The sequence below is a fragment of the Verminephrobacter aporrectodeae subsp. tuberculatae genome (assembly GCF_026127385.1).
GTDB classification, from domain to species: Bacteria; Pseudomonadota; Gammaproteobacteria; order Burkholderiales; family Burkholderiaceae_C; genus Acidovorax; species Acidovorax aporrectodeae.
In genome coordinates this window covers 942,479-961,886 of sequence record NZ_QZCX01000001.1, presented here as the reverse complement: position 1 = coordinate 961,886, position 19,408 = coordinate 942,479, and the positions used below count along the sequence as shown (strand labels likewise).

Below are 19,408 nucleotides of genomic sequence, written 5' to 3'. Positions count from 1 at the left end.
ATGCTTGAGTTGCGCAAACTTGAAAAAACGTTCCCCGGCGTGCACGCGCTCAAGGGCATCGACTTCAGCGTCCGGACGGGCGAGGTGGTCGGCCTGATCGGCGAGAACGGCGCAGGCAAATCGACGCTGATGAAGGTGATCTACGGCGCCTGCCCACACGACGGCGGCGCCGTGCTGGTCAACGGCGAGCCCGCGCGCTTCAACACCCCCCGCGAGGCGATGCACAAGGGCATCGGCATGGTGTTTCAGGAGCAGTCGCTGATCCCGAATCTGTCGGTGATGGAGAACATCTACCTGGGCTTTGAGCAGCCTTTCGTGCGCTTTGGCGTGATCCACTGGAAGCGCATGGCGGCCGCCGCAAGGCAGCAGCTCGCGAAGGTGCATCTGGCCGTTGACCCGCGCACGACGACCTCCAGGCTGTCCTTCGCGCAGCGCCAGATGGTCGAACTGGCCAAGGTCCTGGCGCTCGGGGATCGGGTCGCGGGAGACCTCGTCATCCTGCTCGACGAGCCGACCTCCGTGCTGTCCAAGGACGAGGTGCAGTTGCTCTTCCAGCGGGTGCGCGAACTGCGCTCGCGCGCCGCCTTCATCTTCGTTTCGCACCGGATCGACGAGGTGATCGACATCTCCGATCGAATCTATGTCCTCAAGGACGGCGCGGTGGTCGACGTCGTTGCGCGCGAGGACGCAGAGCCCGAGCGCATTCAGCGCAAGATGGTCGGCCGCGAGATCAGCAAGGAATACTACCGGGAAGAAAAGCAGCGCCCCTGCGGCACCGACGTGCTGCTCGAAGCGAAGGGCCTCGGCTGCAAAGGCAAATACGAAAACATCTCCTTCCAGCTGCGGCGCGGCGAGGTACTGAGCCTGGTGGGGGCCCCGGGCGCCGGCGGCGAACAGATCATGCGCACCGTCTTCGGGCTCGAGCGGCCCGATCGCGGCAGCCTGGAGATCAAGGGCAGGACCGTGCGCCGATTCACGCCGGCGAACGGCGTGGCCCGCGGCGTCGGCTACGTCCCGCGCGAACGCAAGATCGAGGGCATCGTCGCGGGCATGTCGGTGTGCGAGAACATGACGCTCCCGCACATGGCCCGGTACAGCGTGGGCGGCGTCATGAAGCGCGCGCTGGAACGGGCCGTCGCGCGGGACTGGGTCCGGCGCCTGGAGATCAAGACGCCGTCGGTCGATGCCTGCGCCGGCAAGCTCTCCGGCGGCAATCAGCAGAAGGTCGTGATCGCCAAGTGGCGCAGCGCGGGCTCCGACATCATCTTGCTCGACCATCCGACGCGCGGCGTTGACGTGGGCGCGAAGGAGAGCATCTACGAAGTCATCCGGGAGCTGTGCGCCGACGGCTGCGGCGTGCTGCTCGTGGCGGACACGCTCGAGGAGGCCATCGGCCTGTCGCACACGATCGCCGTGCTCAAGGACGGACAGATCCGCCAATGCTTCGACTGCAGGCCGGGCCGCAAGCCCAGCCTCTTCGACCTCGTCCATTGCATGACCTGAGGGGGGTGGCAGCCATGCACTTCGACCGGCTTCGGCCGCACTTTCCCTGGATCACGCTGGTGCTGCTGACGCTGGCGGTCGGCGTGATCGAGCCGGGATTCCTCGCGCCGACGAGCCTCATCGGAATGGTGGCCGACATCTCGACGCTGTTCGTCCTGGCCCTCGGAATCACGCCGGTCATCTACATCGGCGGAATCGACCTGTCGGCCCAGTCCATCGCCAACATGACGACCGTGCTGTTCACGCTCTCGCTGCCCGTGCTCGGTGTCTGGTCGGCGCCGGGCGTGCTCCTTGCGGGCGCGGCGCTGGGATTCGCCTCGGGCCATGCGACGACCCGGCTGAAACTGCCCTCGTTCATCGCCACGCTGGCGCTCGGCGGCGTGGCGATCTCGGTGGGCCAGTACGCGTCCGGCCAACAGGCGGTCTACATGGACGCGAAGCTGCGCGACGCCACGTTCGGCTGGGTCATCGGCAACACCGCAGGCGTACCGAACGAGATCTTCATCGCGGCTGCGCTGCTGCTCGTGCTGCTGTTCGTCGAGCGGCGCACGCGGCTGGGACGGGCGCTGAAGGCCATCGGCGCCGGCGAGCCCGCCGCGCGCGCGTCCGGGCTGCGGGTGGACCACTACAAGACCATCGTCTACGCGCTCGCCGGCCTGATCTCCGCCCTTGCCGGGCTGCTCTTCGCAGTGAAGCTCGCGGGGGGCGCGCCGAACATCGCCGAAGGCTTCCTGCTGCCGGCGATCGTGGCCGTCCTCCTGGGCGGCACGCCGCTCACGGGCGGGGTCGGTGGCGTGCTCAATACCTTCATCGGTGCGCTCATCGTGGCCGTGATCAGGACTGCAATGGTGTACCTGGAGGTGCCGGCCACGGCGCAGCAGATCGTTTTCGGCAGCGTGCTCATCGTGGCCATCGCGCTGACGATCGACCGCACGAAGCTCGCCGTCGTGAAGTGAGCCATGCCGCCGGAATCTGCACCGCGCCACGGCGAAACCATCCGGATAGTTATCTTCGACTGCGGGGGCGAAAGACGCTACCATCTCCCCCCGTTCGCAACAACCCGGTGACCGCAATGGGCGACAAGTTTCCGTTCCGCGCCAGAAACCCTGAGCACACGAAGCAACTGATCCTCGACGCCGCCCGGGTTGAATTCTCACGGGCCGGACTGGCTGGCGCGCGCGTTGACAGGATCGCGGAAACATCCGGCGCCAACAAGCGCATGATCTACCACTACTTCGGCAGCAAGGAGCAGTTGTTCACCGCCGTGATCGAGGACGCTTACAGCCGCATCCGCGGCCAGGAGATGCAACTCAACCTGGACGCACTGGCACCGCAGGAGGCCATCCGGCAGTTGGTCGAGTTCACCTGGGAGTACTACCTTGCCAACCCCGAATTCATTACCCTGGTGAACAGCGAGAACCTGCACCAGGCCCGGCACATCACCGGGAACCGCGAATTGCGCAAGCTGCAGAAGGCCTACGTCGAAACGGTCGAGAAGATTCTGCAGCGCGGTGAGGCGGCCGGCGTGTTCCGCTCCGGGATCGACGCCCTGCAGCTGTGCATCACGATCGCCGCGATCGGCTTTTACTATCTGACCAACCGCCACACCGGCAGCGTTATCTTTGGCTTCAACTTCACCAGCCGCAAGGCACTGGCGGCGCGCATCGAATTCAACGTCGAAACCATCATGCGGATGGTTCTTGCGTGTCCCGACGAGGCCTGATGCGCTGCCCCGCAAATATCAGAGAAGCCACTCCAGGGGATGCGGTGGGCATCGCTGCATTGCACGCAAGGAGTTGGCGTCAAACATACCGCGGCGTCCTCACGGATGAGTACCTTGACGAAAAGCTCACGTTGGATCGTTTGCACGACTGGCAACTCCGTTTGAGTGCACCGGCAACGGGTCAGTACGTGCTCCTGCTGGAAGCTGATGGTGATCTCGTTGGCTTTGCCTGTGCCTATGGTGCTTACGATGCTGATGCCGGTACTTTGCTGGAAAACCTTCATACGCATCCGGAAAAAAAGCGGCAGGGGGCCGGGCGCCGGCTTCTTCAGGAAATTGCCCGCTGGTCGCTGGCGCATTATCCGGAAGGTCCTCTGCACCTGTGGGTCGTCGCGTCCAACCCATCAGCCATTGGCTTCTATCGCCACATGCGCGCCGTCGAAGACGCTCAGGCTGTCTGGAATGCTCCGGACGGGTCCCGCGTTCCTGAGCTGCGCTATATATGGCGCAATCCGTCCCTGCTTCTGGCTTAACTGGAATGCCATGTGCTTCTGATTTTTCTGCAATAACCTGTCGCGCAGGAGGAATTTCATTGTGCAAAACCCCAGTACATGGCGATGCGGAAGCTAAGTAGTTACCCGTATTCGGTGCTCAAGCCATTGACATGCATTGCCCAGGCATTCAGCATGTGGAGCCTCCTTATGCTGCAATTTCATGGCTCCGAGCACTCTCCGTAAACAACAGACCGCCGTGCAGGGCGACTGGCGGGGGCCCCTCGGCACCGGCGGTGCAAGAGCCCGCTTTCCGACCCGCGGCGCAATGGGGTGTCCTGTCGCATCCAACGAAACGGGAAGGGAAAACCTTGCGCACATTGCATGGCCCACGGCGCCAAGGCCGGGTCCATGTTGATTGATTACGTTCCCCATATCGCCGCGGGTGCTGCGGTGACCATGGCGGTCGCTCTGGGATCGCTGGTCGTGGCGGTGGTTTTGGGCCTCGTGGGTGCGGCTTGCAAATTATCGGGATCCCGGCCACTGACTTTTCTGGCTGCAAGCTATTCAACACTGGTACGGGGTGTGCCGGAGCTGGTGTGGCTGTTATTCTTGTTCTACGGTGCCCAAATCCTGATCAACCAGACCAGCGCTGCGAAGGGATGGCAAGCGGTGGAGATTGATCCCATGATGGCCGGAATTACCACCATCGGCTTCATCTTCGGTGCGTACATGACGGAGACTTTTCGTGGGGCCATCCTGGCCGTGCCACGCGGGCAGATAGAGGCCGGTCTTTCACTCGGAATGTCACCGCTGCGCGTATTCGGGCGCATCACACTGCCACAAATGGTCCGGTTTGCGTTGCCCGGCTTTTCCAACAACTGGATGGTGCTCATCAAGAGCACGGCACTGGTTTCGGTCATTGGTCTGAACGATTTGATGCACCGGGCGGCGATGGCCAAGTCTGCAACCCGTGACGCCTTCGGCGCGTACCTTGTGGTCTGTGTCGTCTATTTGCTCATCACCAGCGTGTCCATTGGCTTGTTCCGGCTGCTGGAACTGCGCTATTCGCGTGGGGTGCGAGGGATCGCCCCATGATGGAACTCAAAAATCTCGCGGAACAACTCCCCATGTTCCTGGGTGGTGGTCCTGCTGCTGCAGTGTTCAGCACGGGCCAGGGGTTGTTGTTGACACTGGAACTGCTGACCGCCTCCGCGCTCATCGGCCTTGCCTTGGCCGTGCCATTGGCGTTGGCGCGTAACTCATCCCATTGGATGCTGTCGCGCAGCGTCTGGTTCTACACCTATCTGTTTCGTGGCACGCCCTTGCTGGTCCAGTTGTTCATGCTGTACTACGGGCTGGCACAGTGGCCGTGGATTCGGGAGAGCTGGGCTTGGCCCTACCTGCGTGGAGCCCATGGTTGTGCAATTCTGGCGTTCACCCTGAATACCGCCGCCTATACCGCGGAGATACTGGCCGGGCAAATCCGCAACATGCCTTATGGCGAGGTGGAAGCCGCGCAGAGTCTGGGCATGAGCCACTGGTTATTGCTGCGCCGCATCGTGATCCCTTCGGCCCTGCGGCGTGCCCTGCCAGCCTATGGTAACGAAGTCATCATGCTGATGCACGCCACCTCGCTGGCCAGTCTGGTGACCCTGGTCGACCTGACCGGCATTGCACGACAGATATACGCCGAGACTTACAACCCCTTTGAGCCCTTTCTGATTGTCGGTATCTTCTATCTGGTGTTGACCTACGCATTGACTTGGCTCTTCCGCCATATGGAGAAACACTGGCTCGCCTCCATGCGTCCGCGCGATGTGCATTGAACAGAGGCGATGCTTTTATGGATTTCAACGAGGAATACCCGTGCTCCACTCCTGTTTTCAATCCCGATCCACTATGAAAAAACACATGAAATCCATTGCAAGCATGTTGCTGGGCCTGGCCCTGGGGCTGGGCGCCAGCGTGGCAAACGCGCAGCAGACCCATTTCGTTATACATAAGTCCCCTGAGCCTGAAGCTCGCGACAGAACCTGATGCCAGCGGCAAAGTCAAGAATGCGCTGCATTCCCAGCCAGATGGTCTTGACTCCGGGCTCACCATCGCGCTTTCGCGCAAGAAAGCCCCCCAGTCTGGCAATCAGCCGCACTACCTCGTTGAGCGTGGGCGGCTCCTTGGGCAACTCTTGCTTGTTCAGGATGTATGCCGCTTTCCATTCGTCGGGCTCGAACATCAGTTGCGCATCCAGTTGCGGGCAGCTACGCCCCAGTCGCATCAGCCGGGCAATGCGCCAGGCCACCACCATGTACAGCACCACCGCGCGTTCTATCTTGCTGACACTGCCCAACTGCAAGGCTTCAATCCGGCAACCGTTCTTGAGCACATGAAAGAACATTTCGATCTCCCAGCGCGCCCGGTACCAGTCGATCATCCGCGCGGCTTGCTCCAGGGTCTCCACGGGCAAGTTCGTCAGCAATCTCCACTCGATGGGCTTTTCGCCATTCGCCAGCGGCTCCTCCCGGGCAACGATGCATGTGGCCTGCACAAACCCGCCGTGGCCATCGGGCAACTCCAGCGCTTGCGCCCACACTTGCTGTACCACTTCACGAGGGCGCGACCCCTGGCGCGAGGCAAGGGTGAAACGAATCTCCCCTTGCGAATCACCCGCCGTCACCCGGCTCCACAGTTTGTCGTCTTCTCCGAGAACTCGGTTGTGTTTGCTGCGCAGCAACCAGTCCACTGGCTCGCCCAAGTCACGTGCTCGCACCATCAGGGCCATGATGTCAGCCTCGCGGTCGGCCACGTAGACCAGTCGTGTATTGGGCAACTGCGGGGCCATCTCGGCCAGTCGTTCGTAGCCCTCTATCCAGCGCAGGCTTTCGCTGACGCCAGGACGGCTACCATCGCTCTGGCGCGGCTGTCGTGCCCACATCCACGCATCGAGCACACCCAGCGGCTCGCGCGAGGTGGAGATGGCGTACGTGGGGTGCAGGTACATGCCGCGCTGGGCCTCGTAGCTCAGTGGCCCCAACCCCTTGGCCTCTTGCCCATTGAAGTTCAGTTCGGTGGTGTCCTGGATGCACAAAACATGCTCGTGCGCCGCCATGCGGGCCACCGAGTTTTCGATGTGCGGCGCCAGGATGTCTTCCCACTGGACCTCCTCATTGCCAAAGAAGCGGTAGGCTCCGATGGTGTCGGCCCAATCGCCGCAGGCTTGGGGGATACTGGCCGTGGGCTTGGCGCTCAAGCTCTCGATCAGGTGGATCGCACGCTGTTTGCGTCTGGGGTCCCCCAGGTTCATGCTCTTGAATTCCTTGACTGCCCAGATCATTGTGTACTTTCGCTATGAAATAGGTAGCATAGCTCATGCGAGGGGGCTTGTGTATAACGAGATGCAGCAGACCCTCCGGATTGGCGTGGAAGGTGAATACGCTCCGTTCAACGAAGTGGACAAGAATGGCAAGCTCAAGGGCTTTGACGTAGATATTGCAAACGCCTTGTGCGACGAGATGCAGGTCAAATGCAGCTTCGTCATTCAGACATGGGACGGGATCATTCCCGCGCTGATCTCCAACAAGTACGAGATGATCGTTTCCAGCGTGTCCATGACTGAGAAGCGCAAGGCAGTCGTCGCGTTCAGCAAACCCTACTATAAAGAACACGCCGTGTTCGTCGGCCCCAAAGGCAAGGAGATGGCGATCGACGGCGATGGACTCAAGGGCAAGACCATAGGTGTCCAGACCGCTTCCGCCTACGAAAAAATGCTGAAAGAAAAATTCCCGGCTGCGACCGCCAAATCCTACCCCGCCGTGCCGGACCACAACCTGGATCTGAACAATGGCCGTCTGGACGCCGTGTTGGCCGCCCGCTTGCCGATGCTCGATTGGCTGAAGACCCGCGACGGCAAGAACTTCGAGGTCAAAGGCCAAGCCTTCAAAGATGCCAAATACATGGGCGAGGGCGCTGGTATTGCGTTGCGCAAGGGGGATACCGCGTTAATGAACAAGGTCAATGCCGCGCTCGACAACATCCTCAAAAATGGCAAGTACGACGCCATCAACAACCAGTATTTTCCCGTCAGTATCCGCCCGTAATCAGATGCTACGCCGCCCCTTTCCGGCTCCCACACCATGCAAACGTCCCATTCCCGAACCGCCAACTGGCAATCTCTCGACGTGCACCACCATATGCATCCCTTTACCGACCATGTGGAACTGGCCAACGAAAAGCCGATGGTCATCGAACGCGCTGAGGGCGTCTACATTTATGACAGCGAAGGGAGGCAACTGCTCGATGGCATGGCCGGTCTGTGGTGTGTGAACGTGGGCTATGGCCGCGAAGAAATCGTCGATGCCGTGGCCCGACAAATGCGCCAATTGCCCTTCTACAACACTTTTTTCAAGACCACAACGCCTGCCGCACTGGAGCTCGCGCACAAACTTTCCACGCTCACCCCCGAGGGCATTGATTACTTCTTTTTCTCCAACTCCGGGTCCGAGGCGAACGACACCAACATTCGCCTGGCACAGTCCTACTGGCAGTTGCTGGGCAGGCCCGAGCGCAAAGTGATCATCAGCCGAAACAATGCGTATCACGGCAGCACCATTGCCGCAGCCAGCCTTACGGGTATGGCCAGCATGCACGACATCCCCGCGTGCCCGATCGATGGCATCGTCCACATCGCCAACCCGGATTGGTACGCCTGCGCACAGGACATGACGGAGGATGAATATGGGCTGCAAACCGCCCAGGCACTGGAAGCCAAGGTTCTGGAACTCGGTGCGGAGAACATCGCTGCCTTTTTCGCTGAGCCCATCCAGGGTGCGGGCGGTGTCATCGTTGCGCCCAAGACCTATTGGCCAGAAATACAGCGTATCTGCCGCAAGTACGACATTCTGCTGGTAGCCGACGAGGTAATCACCGGCTTCGGCCGCACCGGCGCGTGGTTCGGCGCGCAGACTTTCGGCATCCAGCCCGACCTGATGACGCTGGCCAAGGGTCTGTCTTCTGGCTACCTGCCGATTTCCGCGAGCGGCGTCAGCGAGCGCGTAGCCAAGGTGCTGCGCAGCAAACCCGGTCGATTTCCCCATGGCTACACCTACAGCGGTCACCCCGCTGCGGCCGCTGCCGCGCTGAAGAACATTGAGATCATGGAGCGCGAGCGCCTGGTCCAGCAGGTAGGCGAGCGCACGGGGCCCTGCTTCCAGAACGCCCTGGCCCGTCTGCTCGACCACCCGATGGTCGGCCATGTGCGCGGCCATGGCCTGATGGCCTGCGTCGTGTTCAGCCCGGACAAGACCCGGCGCGCCGCGTTCAATCCCCTGGGCGGCTTTGCCACCAAGGTGCGCAACCACTGCTTCGCCAATGGGCTGGTCACCCGCGCTGTGGGCGATGGTCTGGTGTTCGCCCCGCCGCTGGTGATTACCGAGGCGCAGATTGGCGAACTGGTGCACAAGCTGCGCAAGAGCCTGGACGAAGTGCTCGCCCAAGGCGTATGAAAAAGCGCCATATCACGGTGGCGCGGCTCTGGTTTGAAGGCAATTCCTTTTGCCCACGCCACACCACGCTGAAGGACTTCCAGGCCCGCGAATGGCATGACGCGGCGAGCATGGTCGCTTGTTACAAAAATACCCGCATCGAAATGGGCGCGGTCGTGGACTGGATGCATGCGCATGCAGCCGACTACCAGGTGCATGTGCTGCGCTGCGCCGCAGCCCCACCGGGGGGGCCGTTGGATACCGGTGTCTACGACGCCATCGCGAATGACATCGTGCATGGATTGCAGCAGTTGCAGGCACTGCATCCCCTGGATGGGGTCTACCTGTCTCTGCATGGCGCAATGCTTGCGCTGGACAACGATAACGCCGATTACGCTCTGGTCAAAAGGGTACGCGAGTGCCTTGGCGGGAAAATCCCGCTGGCGCTGAGCTTTGATTTGCATGCCAACCACGACCCGCAGCTTGGCGATCTGGCTGACATCGTGGTGGGCTACAAAACCTATCCGCACGTGGATATGTACGAGACGGCAGAGCGCGCGCTGAATCTGCTGCACCGCTCTTTGCTTGGAGAAATTCGCCCGCTCAGCCATGTGGCGAGTACGGGGGTGGTCCTGCCCAGCCACGCAATGGCCACGGCGGCGGGCCCGATGCACGCGCTCGAAACCATGGCGCACACCATGGTGGCACGACGGCAGGCACTGGATGTCACGCCTTTTGGCGGTTTCGGCTACGCCGATACTGTCCGGACCTCATCCAGCATCACCGTCTGCGTCGATGCACTGCAGCATTCCGGCTTTGATGCGGCAAAACAGCATGCCGCGATGTTGGCGCAGAAGATGGTGGATGCACTGCACGCCCGGCGAGCCGATTTCGTGCCCACGTTGCCCAATTCATCCGAGGGCTTGCGCGCGGCGTTTGATTATCTGGAGCGGCACGCGGGATGTGTTGCCCTTGCAGATCCCGCGGACAACCCGCTGTCCGGAGGGAGCGGAGACACCACCGGCTTGTTTGCCGCATTGATGGCGCACCCGCTTCGACAGGAAACGGTCTTCGCCTTCTTTCATGACCCGGTGCTCGTCGGTCGATGCCATGCTCTGGGTGTCGGTGCGCGTTTGCAGGCCCGGCTTGGGGGGCGTGTCGTGCCGGAGTACGGCGCCCCGGTCGCCTTTGACGCTGCGGTGGAGCGTCTCACGAACGGCGATTTCGTCAACGACGGTCCCATGGAGCAAGGTTTGGCGTGCCATATCGGACGCACCGCGGTACTGCGTGGGATCGAACAACCATTGCTGCGGGTCGTGTTGACGGAGACTTGCCAATCCCCCAACGACATGGCCTGGTGCCGCCTGCATGGCATCGACTTGCAGCAAGTTCGCCTGCTGTGCATCAAGGCGAAGAACCATTTCCGGGCCGCCTTTGCCAGCCACTTGGCCTGCATCATCAACGTTGACGCTCCAGGCCCGGCCATGCTGGACTTCCGCCAACTGCCCTACCGGTTTCTCCCGCGCAACCGGCTTTCCTGAAATCACCTGGCGGCGAATCCATGGCTGAGTTGCTCGTCGAGAATTTGCATAAATCCTACGGTCCCCACGCGGTGCTCCAGGGCGTTGACCTGTCTGCCGAAAAGGGCGACGTGATCAGCGTGATCGGATCCTCCGGATCTGGCAAGAGCACTTTGCTGCGCTGCATCAACCTTCTGGAAAAACCCAGCGAAGGCCGCATTTCCATCCGTGGTGAAGCGCTGACACTGCAGCGCCGTGCCCATGGATATCTGGATTGCAGCTGCGCCAAGCAGTTGCAGCGCATGCGCACCCGCCTTGCCATGGTGTTCCAGAATTTCAATCTGTGGTCGCACATGACGGTATTGGAGAACGTGATCGAAGCACCCATGCATGTCCTCGGCTTGTCCCGCGGGCAAGCCGTCGAGCGTGCCCGCCATTATCTGGACCAAGTGGGTGTCGGCCAACGTGATCGAGACTATCCCGCCCATCTGTCGGGTGGCCAGCAGCAGCGTGTGGCCATTGCACGCGTGCTGGCGATGGAGCCCGACGTGATGTTGTTCGACGAACCCACCAGCGCACTGGACCCCGAACTGGTATCCGAAGTGCTTGCGGTCATGCAGGCCTTGGCCCGCGAAGGGCGCACGATGATCGTGGTGACGCATGAAATGGGGTTTGCGCGCAATGTATCCAGCCAGGTGATCTTCCTGCACCAAGGAAGAATCGAAGAACAAGGACTGCCTGCCACCGTATTGACCAGCCCGCAAAGCGTTCGCCTGCAACAGTTCCTGTCTGGTGCACTCAAATAGGAGCTGCCGCCATGGCAGCCCGACCTCAGCCCGGACTGCGTTCGAGTGCCCGCTCACCAGCGGATCATGAGCAGGGTCTCCACGGCGAACAGCAGCAGAAAGACGGCCATGCAGGCATCGATCTGGCGACCGTACCGAAGATACAGGCTTTGCACCAGGCTTTGGCCAAAAATCAATGCGACGCTCGAATACCACAGGATTTCAAAGCTGCTGCAAATGGCGATCACGGCAGCCTTCTCCAGCAGACTGCGCTCTACCGCCAGAAAACCGGCAAATATGCTCACCATGAATGCAATGGTCTTCATATTGGTCAAATTGATCAATACTCCCGTCCGCCATGCGCGCCAAAAACCCATAGGGAGCATGGCCTGTGGTTTGCCTGCTGCAGGATCGGCAGACTTCATCGCGCTGCGCGCCAGCAGGAAGGCGATATAGATCAGATAAATGGCTCCGGCCAGGGTGGCGATCGGACTGAACCACGGATAGTTGCCGATCAGCACCGCCAATCCGGTCACCGACGATATGGAAAACATCAGACCGACCATGACGATGCCCATCGATGCCCCAACCCCCGCACGAATCGAGTTGGCGGCCGCAAATCGGCTGACCAAGAGGAAATTGGGTCCCGGGCTGATGACGGCGAATATGTAGATCAAAGCGGCTGCAAGCATGGGGAAGACTCCGTGTGCCGGCCCGGAGGCCGGGGTTTGAAGTCGAGCGAACACGGACCCGTGGTGGCGCCACGGCACATGGGTTGCGGTGCCCAGTATGAAGCAGGAAGAATAGTTGATATGGAAGCATGGTTATTGGCTGTTTCGTGCACAGGGCGAATCACACCAGCGCGCGGGCGCTGCTGCCGATCGCAGGCCGGCGGCGGACGAACCCGGGAACATCCTGCGCAGATGCTGAGAGCATTCTGCTGTCCGAGCAGAATAGGCTCTTTGCCGAACTCGCCGCCACCGGGCCGGTGCGCCGCGCCTGGCTGGGCGGAAATCCCTTGGCCCCCGTGACCGATATGTGCCTGCGTTTCCAACCGGAGTGTTCGAATGATGTCCAACATGGGATCTGCCCCACAGCGTCGCATCAGTGCCGCAATCCCCGCGTCCGGCGCGGCGACTGGAATCCGGCCCGACGGGCGTGCGGTGCTCATCGTGGTCGACGTGCAAAACGGCTTTATCCCCGGCGGAGCGCTGCCCGTGGCCCGGGGCGACGAGGTGGTTCCGGTCGTGAACCGCATCGCCACGGCCTTTGAAAACGTGGTCATCACGCAGGACTGGCATCCCCCGGGCCATGCGTCCTTCGCGAGCGCCCATGCGGGCAAGAAGCCCTTTGACAGCACCCGGCTCGCTTACGGCCAGCAGGTGCTGTGGCCCGACCACTGCGTGCAGGGCAGCGAGGACGCGGCGCTGCACAGGGACCTGCAGCTGCCCCGGGCGCAGCTGATCCTGCGCAAGGGCTTTCATCCGCACGTGGACAGCTACTCCGCGTTCACGGAGGCCGACCGCAAAACCACCACCGGCCTGGCCGGCTACCTCCGGCAGCGCGGAATCAGGCGCGTGTTCGTCGCCGGCCTGGCGACCGACTTCTGCGTCGCCTGGACGGCGCTCGACGCGCGGCGCCTGGGCTTCGAGGCCCATGTCATCGAGGACGCCTGCCGCGCCATCGACCTCGACGGCTCGCTCTCGGCCGCCTGGAAGCAGATGCTGGCCCGGGGTGTGCGGCGCATACAGTCCGGCGACCTGCGCATCGCCTGACAGCAGGCCGTCGTCGGCGCGCAAGCCGCGCAAAGCGGTGGTGGCCGGTGCCTGATCTTCAAACCCCGAGGTAGGCCATTTTTACCCGGTCATTGGCCAGCAGATTCTTGCCGGTGTCGGCCAGCACCACGCGCCCGGTTTCCAGCACGTAGCCGCGATCGGCGACCTGCAGCGCCTTGTTGGCGTTCTGCTCGACCAGGAAAACGGTGACGCCGTCGTCGCGGATCGTGCGGATGATGTCGAAGATCTGCGCGATGACCAAGGGCGCCAGGCCGAGCGTGGGCTCGTCGAGCAGCAGCAGCCGGGGTCGGCTCATCAGGGCGCGGCCGATCGCGAGCATCTGCTGCTCGCCGCCCGACATGGTGCCGGCGCGCTGTCCCGCGCGCTGGTTCAGCCTCGGAAACAGCTTGAACATGCGCTCGAGGTCCTCCTCGAGCACATGGCGGTCGGCAAAGAAGCCGCCCATCTGCAGGTTCTCGAGAACGGTCAGGCCGGGAAAGATGCGCCGGCCCTCGGGCGCGATCGCCAGCCCCAAGCGCATGATTTCGTGGGTACTGCGGTGCGTGATGTCCTGGCCGTCGAACAGCACACGCCCGCTGGAGGCGCGCGGAGCGCCGCAGACGGTCATCATCAGCGTCGTCTTGCCCGCGCCGTTGCTGCCGATCAGGGTGACGATCTCGCCCTTTCTGACCTCCATGGATACGCCGCACAGCGCCTGCACGGCGCCGTAGTGGGTGTGGACCTGCTCCAGTTCCAGCATCAGTCCTCTCCCAGGTAGGCCTTGATCACGCGCGGGTCATTGCGCACCGCTTCCGGCTTGCCGGTGACGATCGGGCGGCCGTGTTCCATCACCAGGATGCGGTCGGAGACGCCCATCACCAGGCTCATGTCGTGCTCGATCAGCAGCACCGCGATGCCGAACTCGCAGCGCAGGCTGTCGATGAGTTGCTGCAGTTCGATCTTCTCTTGCGGATTCAGGCCTGCGGCAGGCTCGTCGAGCATGAGCAGACAGGGCTTGGTGATCATGCAGCGCGCAATCTCCAGGCGGCGCTGGTGGCCGTAGGAGAGCGTTGCGGCCTCCCGGTTGGCGAACTGCGTCAGGCCCATGCGGTCCAGCCAGTGGGCGCAGCGCTCGAGCGCCTCGCGCTCGGCCCGGCGGTACGCCGGCGTGGCGAACAGGCCATGCAGGAGTCCGCTCTTGACCTGGCGATGCTGCGCCACCATCAGGTTCTCGACCACGGTCAATTGCTTGAAGAGGCGGACGTTCTGGAAGGTGCGCACCAATCCCTTTTGCGCCACCAGATGGCTCGGCAGGCCCGTAATGCACTGTCCGTCGAGCAGCACCTGGCCGCTGCTGGGCTTGTAGAAGCCGCCGACGCAATTGAACACCGTGGTCTTGCCCGCCCCGTTGGGGCCGATGATGGCGAAGACCTCGTTGCGGCGGACGCCGAAATCCACGCCGTCAACGGCGAGCAGGCCCCCGAAGCGCATTTGCAGACCGGAGACACCGAGCAGTTCCGGTCGCTGGACGTCGGTCATTGCGGCAATTCCACGTGGGGACGGCTCGCGGGCAGCAGGCCCTGCGGGCGCCACATCATCATCAGGACCATCACCAGACCGAAGATCAGCATGCGGTACTCCGCGAAGCCGCGCGCCAGTTCCGGCAGCACGGTGAGCAAGATGGCGGCGAGGATCACGCCAAGCTGCGAGCCCATGCCCCCGAGGATCACCACCGCAAGGATCAGCGCCGATTCGATGAAGGTGAAGGACTCGGGAGTCACCAGTCCCTGGCGTGCCGCGAAGAAGGCCCCGCCGAGGCCCGCGAAGGCCGCCCCCAGCGTGAACGCCGAGAGCTTGACGCGCGTCGGATTCAGGCCCAGCGAGCGGCACGCGATCTCGTCCTCGCGCAGCGCCTCCCAGGCCCGGCCCATCGGCATGCGGACCAGCCGGCTGGTGACGAAGAGCGTGCAGCCCACAAGCAGCAGCGCCAGCAGGTACAGGTACAGCACCATGTGCTCGCCGCTGTAGGTCCAGCCGAGCAGTTCGTGGAAGGTCCGGGCGCCTTCGACCTTGGCGTTGCGCACCATTTCGACGCCGAACACGGTGGGCTTCTGGATCCCGGAGATGCCGTCCGGACCGCCCGTCAGGCTGCTGAGGTTGTTCAGCATCAGGCGGATGATCTCGCCGAAGCCCAGGGTGACGATGGCCAGGTAGTCGCCGCGCAGGCGCAGCACCGGAAAGCCGAGCAGGAAGCCGAACGTCGCGGACATCAGGGCCGCGATCGGCAGGCATTCCCAGAAGCCGAATCCGAAGTACTGGTTGAGCAGCGCGTAGGTGTATCCGCCGACGGCGTAAAAGCCCGCGTAGCCCAGATCGAGCAGCCCCGCAAAACCCACGACGATGTTCAGACCCAGGCCCAGGATGACGTAGATGAGCGCCAGCGTGGCAACGTCGATCGCACCGCGCGAGCCGAAGAATGGCCAGATCAGGCCGGCCGCGAGCAGGACCCAGATGGCCGCACTTTGCTGGCGTGGCGCCAGTGCCGCAATCTTCGGCAGCCGCACGGCGCCGCACCTGCGGGCAAGAAAGGGCCGGAGCGACTGGAACAGGAACACCGCGATCATGGCAATCCAGACCGCACGCCAGTGCGGCTCCAGAACCACCTTGTAGCCGTCGAGCTTGATGCGCAGGCCGAGCACGGGAATGGTCAGCAGCGCCGTCAGCAGCGCGGCGAGCGTGGCGTTCTTCAGCGTCGCGTGCAGCGGCACCGACGGGGCCCGGGATGGAACGGAAATGCTTTGCGTCAAAGGGCCCTCACACCTTTTCCACATCCGGCTTGCCCAGCAGGCCGGTGGGGCGAAACAGCAATACGAGGACGAGCAGGCCGAAGGCCACCACGTCCTTGTACTCGGTGGGCATGTACCCGGAAGCAAAGGTCTCGGCCAGTCCCAGCAGCACGCCCCCGAGCATCGCGCCGGGGACGCTGCCGATACCGCCGAGCACCGCGGCCGTGAAAGCCTTGATGCCGGCGATGAAGCCGATGAAGGGGTTGAGTTTTCCGATGCTCAGCCCGATCAGCACGCCACCGACGGCGGCCAGCATGGCGCCGAGCACGAAGGTCAGGGAGATCACCTTGTTGGTGTCGATTCCCAGCAGGTTCGCCATGCGCATGTCCTCGGAGCACGCGCGGCAGGCGCGGCCCATGCGCGATCGGCTGATGAACAGGGTCAGCGCGATCATCAGCACCAGCGTCACGCCCACGATCAGCAGGCGCGCGTAGGGCAGCGTGACCGTGAAGTCGCCGCCCATATTGAACTCCAGGGCACCGGAGACGACGACGGGAACGGAGACGTCGCGCGCGCCCTGACCGATCAGCATGTAGTTCTGCAAGAAGATCGACATCCCGATCGCCGAGATCAGCGGAACCAGCCGGGGCCCGCCGCGCAGGGGACGGTAGGCCACGCGCTCGATGACGAAGCCGTACGCCCCCGTGACCACGACCGACACCAGCAGCGCCGCGCCGAGCACCAGCGGCAAGGGGTAGCCCGCCTGCGTGCCGATGGCGGTCAGCGCAACCAGGCCGACGTAGCCGCCGATCATGTAGATCTCGCCATGCGCGAAGTTGATCATGCCGATGATCCCGTAGACCATCGTGTAGCCGATGGCGATCAGGGCATAGATCGCACCCAGCGTCAGACCATTGATCAGCTGCTGGGTGAACTGGGGAAGGAATGCGTCCATTTTTTGGGATGCACCGAGCCGTAGCCCGGGTTCCGGGTTCAGTCGGCGGCGGTCTTGGTGGCGTCCTTGTGCCAGGTGAAGACGACGAACTTGAACGACTTCAGGTCGCCCTGGGCGTCGTAGCCGACCGTGCCGATCGGGGTCTGGAAGGGGTTCTTGTGCATGAAGTCTGCGACCTTGGCCGGGTCAGCGCTCTTGGTGCCGGCCATGGCGTCGGCAATGATCTTCACACCCGCGTAGGCGGTCAGCTGAAACGGGCCATTCACGTCGCGCTGCTTGTCGGCAAAGGCCCGGACGACTGCCGCGTTCGCCGGGTCCGTCGAGAAGTCGGCGGGGAGCGTCAGCAGCATGCCCTCGGAGGCCGCTCCGGCGATCGCCGTCACGTCCTTGTTGCCCACGCCCTCGGGGCCCATGAAGGTCACCTTCACGCCCTGTTCGTTTGCCTGGCGCAGCAGCAGGGCCATTTCCGGGTGGTAGCCGCCAAAGTAGACGAAGTCCACGCCCAGCGATTTGAGCTTGGTGATGACGGCCGAGTAGTCGGAGTCGCCCGCGTTGATCCCCTCGAAGAGCACGACGGGAACCTTGGCCGTATCCAGGGCCTTCTTCACGATGGAAGCGATGCCCTGGCCGTAGGACTGCTTGTCGTGCAGCACGGCGACCTTCTTGGGCTTGACCTTGGCGATGATGTACTGCGCTGCTGCCGGGCCCTGCTGGTCGTCGCGGCCAATGGTGCGGAAGATGAACTTGCGCTTCTTGCCCTCGGTCAGTTGCGGCGCCGTGGCCGACGGCGTGACCATCACCACGCCCTCGTTCTCGTAGATTTCCGCACTCGGGATGGTCGATCCGGAGCAGACATGGCCGATGACGAACTTGATCCCCTGGCTGACGATCTTGTTGGCCACCGCCACGGCCTGCTTGGGCTCGCAGGCGTCGTCCAGCAGGACCGGCTCCAGCGTGTTCCCGCCGGCACCGCCTGCGGCATTGATCTGCTCGATCGCGGTCAGGGCGCCGGCCTTGACCATGTCTCCATATTGGGCAAGCGCGCCGCTGGACGGGCCGGCGATGGCGATCTTCACCGTATCCGCGTGCGCGGACAGGCCAAGAATGGCAAGCGCGGCAGCGGCCGCGATCGAATGGGGACGAATCCTGGATTGCATGGCAGTCTCCTCTGGGTTGAAGTGAATGGGCGCGGGCCGAAGTCTACAGTCCGAAGCGCCACGCAAGCGATGGGCGCATCGTCCGAAAAGGATATCAATTGTCGTGCCAGATCTTCCTTTGGCCGGGAAATCCCTTAGCGTCGGTGCCGCCCGACAGAGCGGCGGGCTGCGGTCGTCAGTGAGAGGCGGGCTTTGCCGGTGGTGGTGTCGGCTGCTGCGCCTGGACCTTGGCATCCATGATGGCCAGTGCCGTGTTTCTGCCCGCGTCGAAACTGGCGACCATATTGGACAGGACGGTCGCATTGAACGCAGCGATACCGAAAACCACCGTGATGCCCGTCGCAATGATGATGTTCCTTGTCATCTTGGCATCTGCCTTGCCCTCTTTGCGTACCTCGGTAAACTGTTCTTGCATGCTCTCCATCTTCGAGAACATGATATTGAACTTGCCCTCAATTGACGCGATGCGCGCATCCATCCGGACTTCGATGGCTTCGAGTTTTGCATCCAGGAGATCTTTGGTTACTTCGGTCATAACTGCAGTGGTAGTGGCGGAATCATCAGCCAATGGCGCCTGATTCGGGTCATTAAAATCTCCGGGCTCCACATGCTGTGCAGTTTCTGTGAGCCCGTTGGCTTTCATATTTTCAGGATCAGTAAGTACTCCTCTGCTACTGTACACCAATCGGATATTATTGGAAATGGTAGACGCTTCGCTCCTGGAATAGGAGCTTTCGGAGATTGACGACTGGCCCGTTTCTTGGCCAACTGATTGCAATTTCACTGTCATTATTTGGCCGATGAACCGCTGAGCAGTCCTCCGAGCGTTTCATGCAGTCTCCGGGCGTCGGCCTCCGTCATTTCCAGAGTTGCCAATGCACAATTCACTGGATGGCTCACTGGCTGGTCCTGCATGTTATCGGTAGTGATATGAAACTGTACCCGTAGCGCATGGATCAACACGACTGGGTCGCCGGATGGTTCTCCGCGCATAACACTTACTGCAAACGCTCCGCCCTTAACGTCCACATATTTGTAGTCATTCGCGAATTTCCAACCTTCGACCTTGATATTGGTTGTCGTTTGTATAACCATCGGATTTCCCTTTTGAGTTCATCCGGACTCTACCAGATCATGGCCCCGAACAATCATCCTGTGATATCAAGTTCAGCATGGGCACATGCGTGGCGCATAGCCATACAGCGGCAGTCGAACCCTGACCCCGTCCATTTT

Annotated in this window: 20 protein-coding genes; 11 read left to right on the top strand and 9 right to left on the bottom strand. The window is 62.3% G+C overall.

Going from position 1 to position 19,408, the window contains the following annotated elements:
• From D5041_RS04055 to D5041_RS04030, 6 genes are all read left to right on the top strand, one after another.
• Positions 1 to 1,503, top strand: a complete 1,503-nt coding sequence (locus D5041_RS04055) for a sugar ABC transporter ATP-binding protein (protein ID WP_265283933.1) — start codon at positions 1 to 3, stop codon at positions 1,501 to 1,503.
• Positions 1,504 to 1,517: 14 nt separating this feature from the next.
• Positions 1,518 to 2,459, top strand: a complete 942-nt coding sequence (locus tag D5041_RS04050; RefSeq protein WP_265283932.1) for an ABC transporter permease — start codon at positions 1,518 to 1,520, stop codon at positions 2,457 to 2,459.
• Positions 2,456 to 3,226 (top strand): TetR/AcrR family transcriptional regulator, encoded by a 771-nt coding sequence (locus D5041_RS04045; RefSeq protein ID WP_265282324.1) that lies wholly within the window; start codon positions 2,456 to 2,458, stop codon positions 3,224 to 3,226. The genes D5041_RS04050 and D5041_RS04045 overlap by 4 nt, the downstream gene beginning before the upstream one ends.
• Complete coding sequence (locus tag D5041_RS04040; RefSeq protein WP_265283931.1) at positions 3,226 to 3,759, top strand: GNAT family N-acetyltransferase; 534 nt, start codon at positions 3,226 to 3,228, stop codon at positions 3,757 to 3,759. The genes D5041_RS04045 and D5041_RS04040 overlap by 1 nt, the downstream gene beginning before the upstream one ends.
• Before the next feature lie 369 nt (positions 3,760 to 4,128).
• Positions 4,129 to 4,815, top strand: a complete 687-nt coding sequence (locus D5041_RS04035) for an ABC transporter permease (RefSeq protein ID WP_029554000.1) — start codon at positions 4,129 to 4,131, stop codon at positions 4,813 to 4,815.
• Positions 4,815 to 5,546 carry an ABC transporter permease gene (locus D5041_RS04030; protein ID WP_407702246.1) on the top strand — a complete coding sequence of 244 codons (732 nt, stop codon included), beginning with the start codon at positions 4,815 to 4,817 and terminating at the stop codon, positions 5,544 to 5,546. Before D5041_RS04035 ends, D5041_RS04030 begins: the two co-directional genes overlap by 1 nt.
• A 167-nt stretch (positions 5,547 to 5,713) precedes the next feature.
• Here D5041_RS04030 and D5041_RS04025 read toward each other — a convergent pair whose 3' ends face one another.
• Positions 5,714 to 7,051, bottom strand: a complete 1,338-nt coding sequence (locus D5041_RS04025; RefSeq protein WP_265283929.1) for an IS4 family transposase — start codon at positions 7,049 to 7,051, stop codon at positions 5,714 to 5,716.
• A 61-nt stretch (positions 7,052 to 7,112) separates the two neighbouring features.
• Between D5041_RS04025 and D5041_RS04020 the strand changes: the two genes are divergently transcribed.
• From D5041_RS04020 to D5041_RS04005, 4 genes are read left to right on the top strand one after another with little or no spacing between them, the layout of a single operon-like run.
• The gene (locus D5041_RS04020) at positions 7,113 to 7,814 is read left to right on the top strand and encodes a transporter substrate-binding domain-containing protein (protein ID WP_265283928.1); all 702 of its coding nucleotides are present in this window, start codon (positions 7,113 to 7,115) and stop codon (positions 7,812 to 7,814) included.
• Positions 7,815 to 7,850: 36 nt separating this feature from the next.
• On the top strand, positions 7,851 to 9,218 hold the full coding sequence (locus D5041_RS04015) for an aspartate aminotransferase family protein (RefSeq protein WP_265283927.1): 1,368 nt from the start codon (positions 7,851 to 7,853) through the stop codon (positions 9,216 to 9,218).
• Positions 9,215 to 10,738 carry a M81 family metallopeptidase gene (locus tag D5041_RS04010; protein WP_265283926.1) on the top strand — a complete coding sequence of 508 codons (1,524 nt, stop codon included), beginning with the start codon at positions 9,215 to 9,217 and terminating at the stop codon, positions 10,736 to 10,738. The genes D5041_RS04015 and D5041_RS04010 overlap by 4 nt, the downstream gene beginning before the upstream one ends.
• Before the next feature lie 20 nt (positions 10,739 to 10,758).
• Positions 10,759 to 11,523 carry an ABC transporter ATP-binding protein gene (locus D5041_RS04005; RefSeq protein WP_010104363.1) on the top strand — a complete coding sequence of 255 codons (765 nt, stop codon included), beginning with the start codon at positions 10,759 to 10,761 and terminating at the stop codon, positions 11,521 to 11,523.
• A gap of 53 nt (positions 11,524 to 11,576) precedes the next feature.
• Here D5041_RS04005 and D5041_RS04000 read toward each other — a convergent pair whose 3' ends face one another.
• Entirely contained in the window at positions 11,577 to 12,194 is a 618-nt protein-coding gene (locus D5041_RS04000) for a LysE family translocator (RefSeq protein ID WP_265283925.1), read from the bottom strand.
• Positions 12,195 to 12,581: 387 nt separating this feature from the next.
• On the opposite strand from D5041_RS04000, the gene pncA reads away from it, so the two are divergent.
• A complete protein-coding gene (gene pncA, locus D5041_RS03995; protein ID WP_265283923.1) occupies positions 12,582 to 13,277 on the top strand; it encodes a bifunctional nicotinamidase/pyrazinamidase in 696 nt (231 codons plus the stop codon).
• 58 nt (positions 13,278 to 13,335) lie between these two features.
• On the opposite strand, the gene D5041_RS03990 is transcribed toward pncA, so the two are convergent.
• The 7 genes from D5041_RS03990 to D5041_RS03960 form a co-directional block, all read right to left on the bottom strand.
• Complete coding sequence (locus tag D5041_RS03990) at positions 13,336 to 14,037, bottom strand: ABC transporter ATP-binding protein (protein WP_010104366.1); 702 nt, start codon at positions 14,035 to 14,037, stop codon at positions 13,336 to 13,338.
• Positions 14,037 to 14,816, bottom strand: coding sequence for a high-affinity branched-chain amino acid ABC transporter ATP-binding protein LivG (gene livG, locus D5041_RS03985; protein ID WP_010104367.1), 780 nt, complete (start codon positions 14,814 to 14,816; stop codon positions 14,037 to 14,039). Before livG ends, D5041_RS03990 begins: the two co-directional genes overlap by 1 nt.
• Positions 14,813 to 16,084, bottom strand: a complete 1,272-nt coding sequence (locus D5041_RS03980; protein WP_265283922.1) for a high-affinity branched-chain amino acid ABC transporter permease LivM — start codon at positions 16,082 to 16,084, stop codon at positions 14,813 to 14,815. Before D5041_RS03980 ends, livG begins: the two co-directional genes overlap by 4 nt.
• Before the next feature lie 7 nt (positions 16,085 to 16,091).
• Positions 16,092 to 17,018, bottom strand: coding sequence for a high-affinity branched-chain amino acid ABC transporter permease LivH (livH, locus tag D5041_RS03975; protein ID WP_010104370.1), 927 nt, complete (start codon positions 17,016 to 17,018; stop codon positions 16,092 to 16,094).
• Positions 17,019 to 17,056: 38 nt separating this feature from the next.
• On the bottom strand, positions 17,057 to 18,175 hold the full coding sequence (locus D5041_RS03970) for a branched-chain amino acid ABC transporter substrate-binding protein (RefSeq protein WP_010104374.1): 1,119 nt from the start codon (positions 18,173 to 18,175) through the stop codon (positions 17,057 to 17,059).
• Positions 18,176 to 18,350: 175 nt separating this feature from the next.
• On the bottom strand, positions 18,351 to 18,818 hold the full coding sequence (locus D5041_RS03965) for a hypothetical protein (RefSeq protein ID WP_265282317.1): 468 nt from the start codon (positions 18,816 to 18,818) through the stop codon (positions 18,351 to 18,353).
• A gap of 146 nt (positions 18,819 to 18,964) precedes the next feature.
• Complete coding sequence (locus D5041_RS03960) at positions 18,965 to 19,270, bottom strand: hypothetical protein (protein ID WP_138927866.1); 306 nt, start codon at positions 19,268 to 19,270, stop codon at positions 18,965 to 18,967.
• Positions 19,271 to 19,408 lie beyond the last annotated feature (138 nt).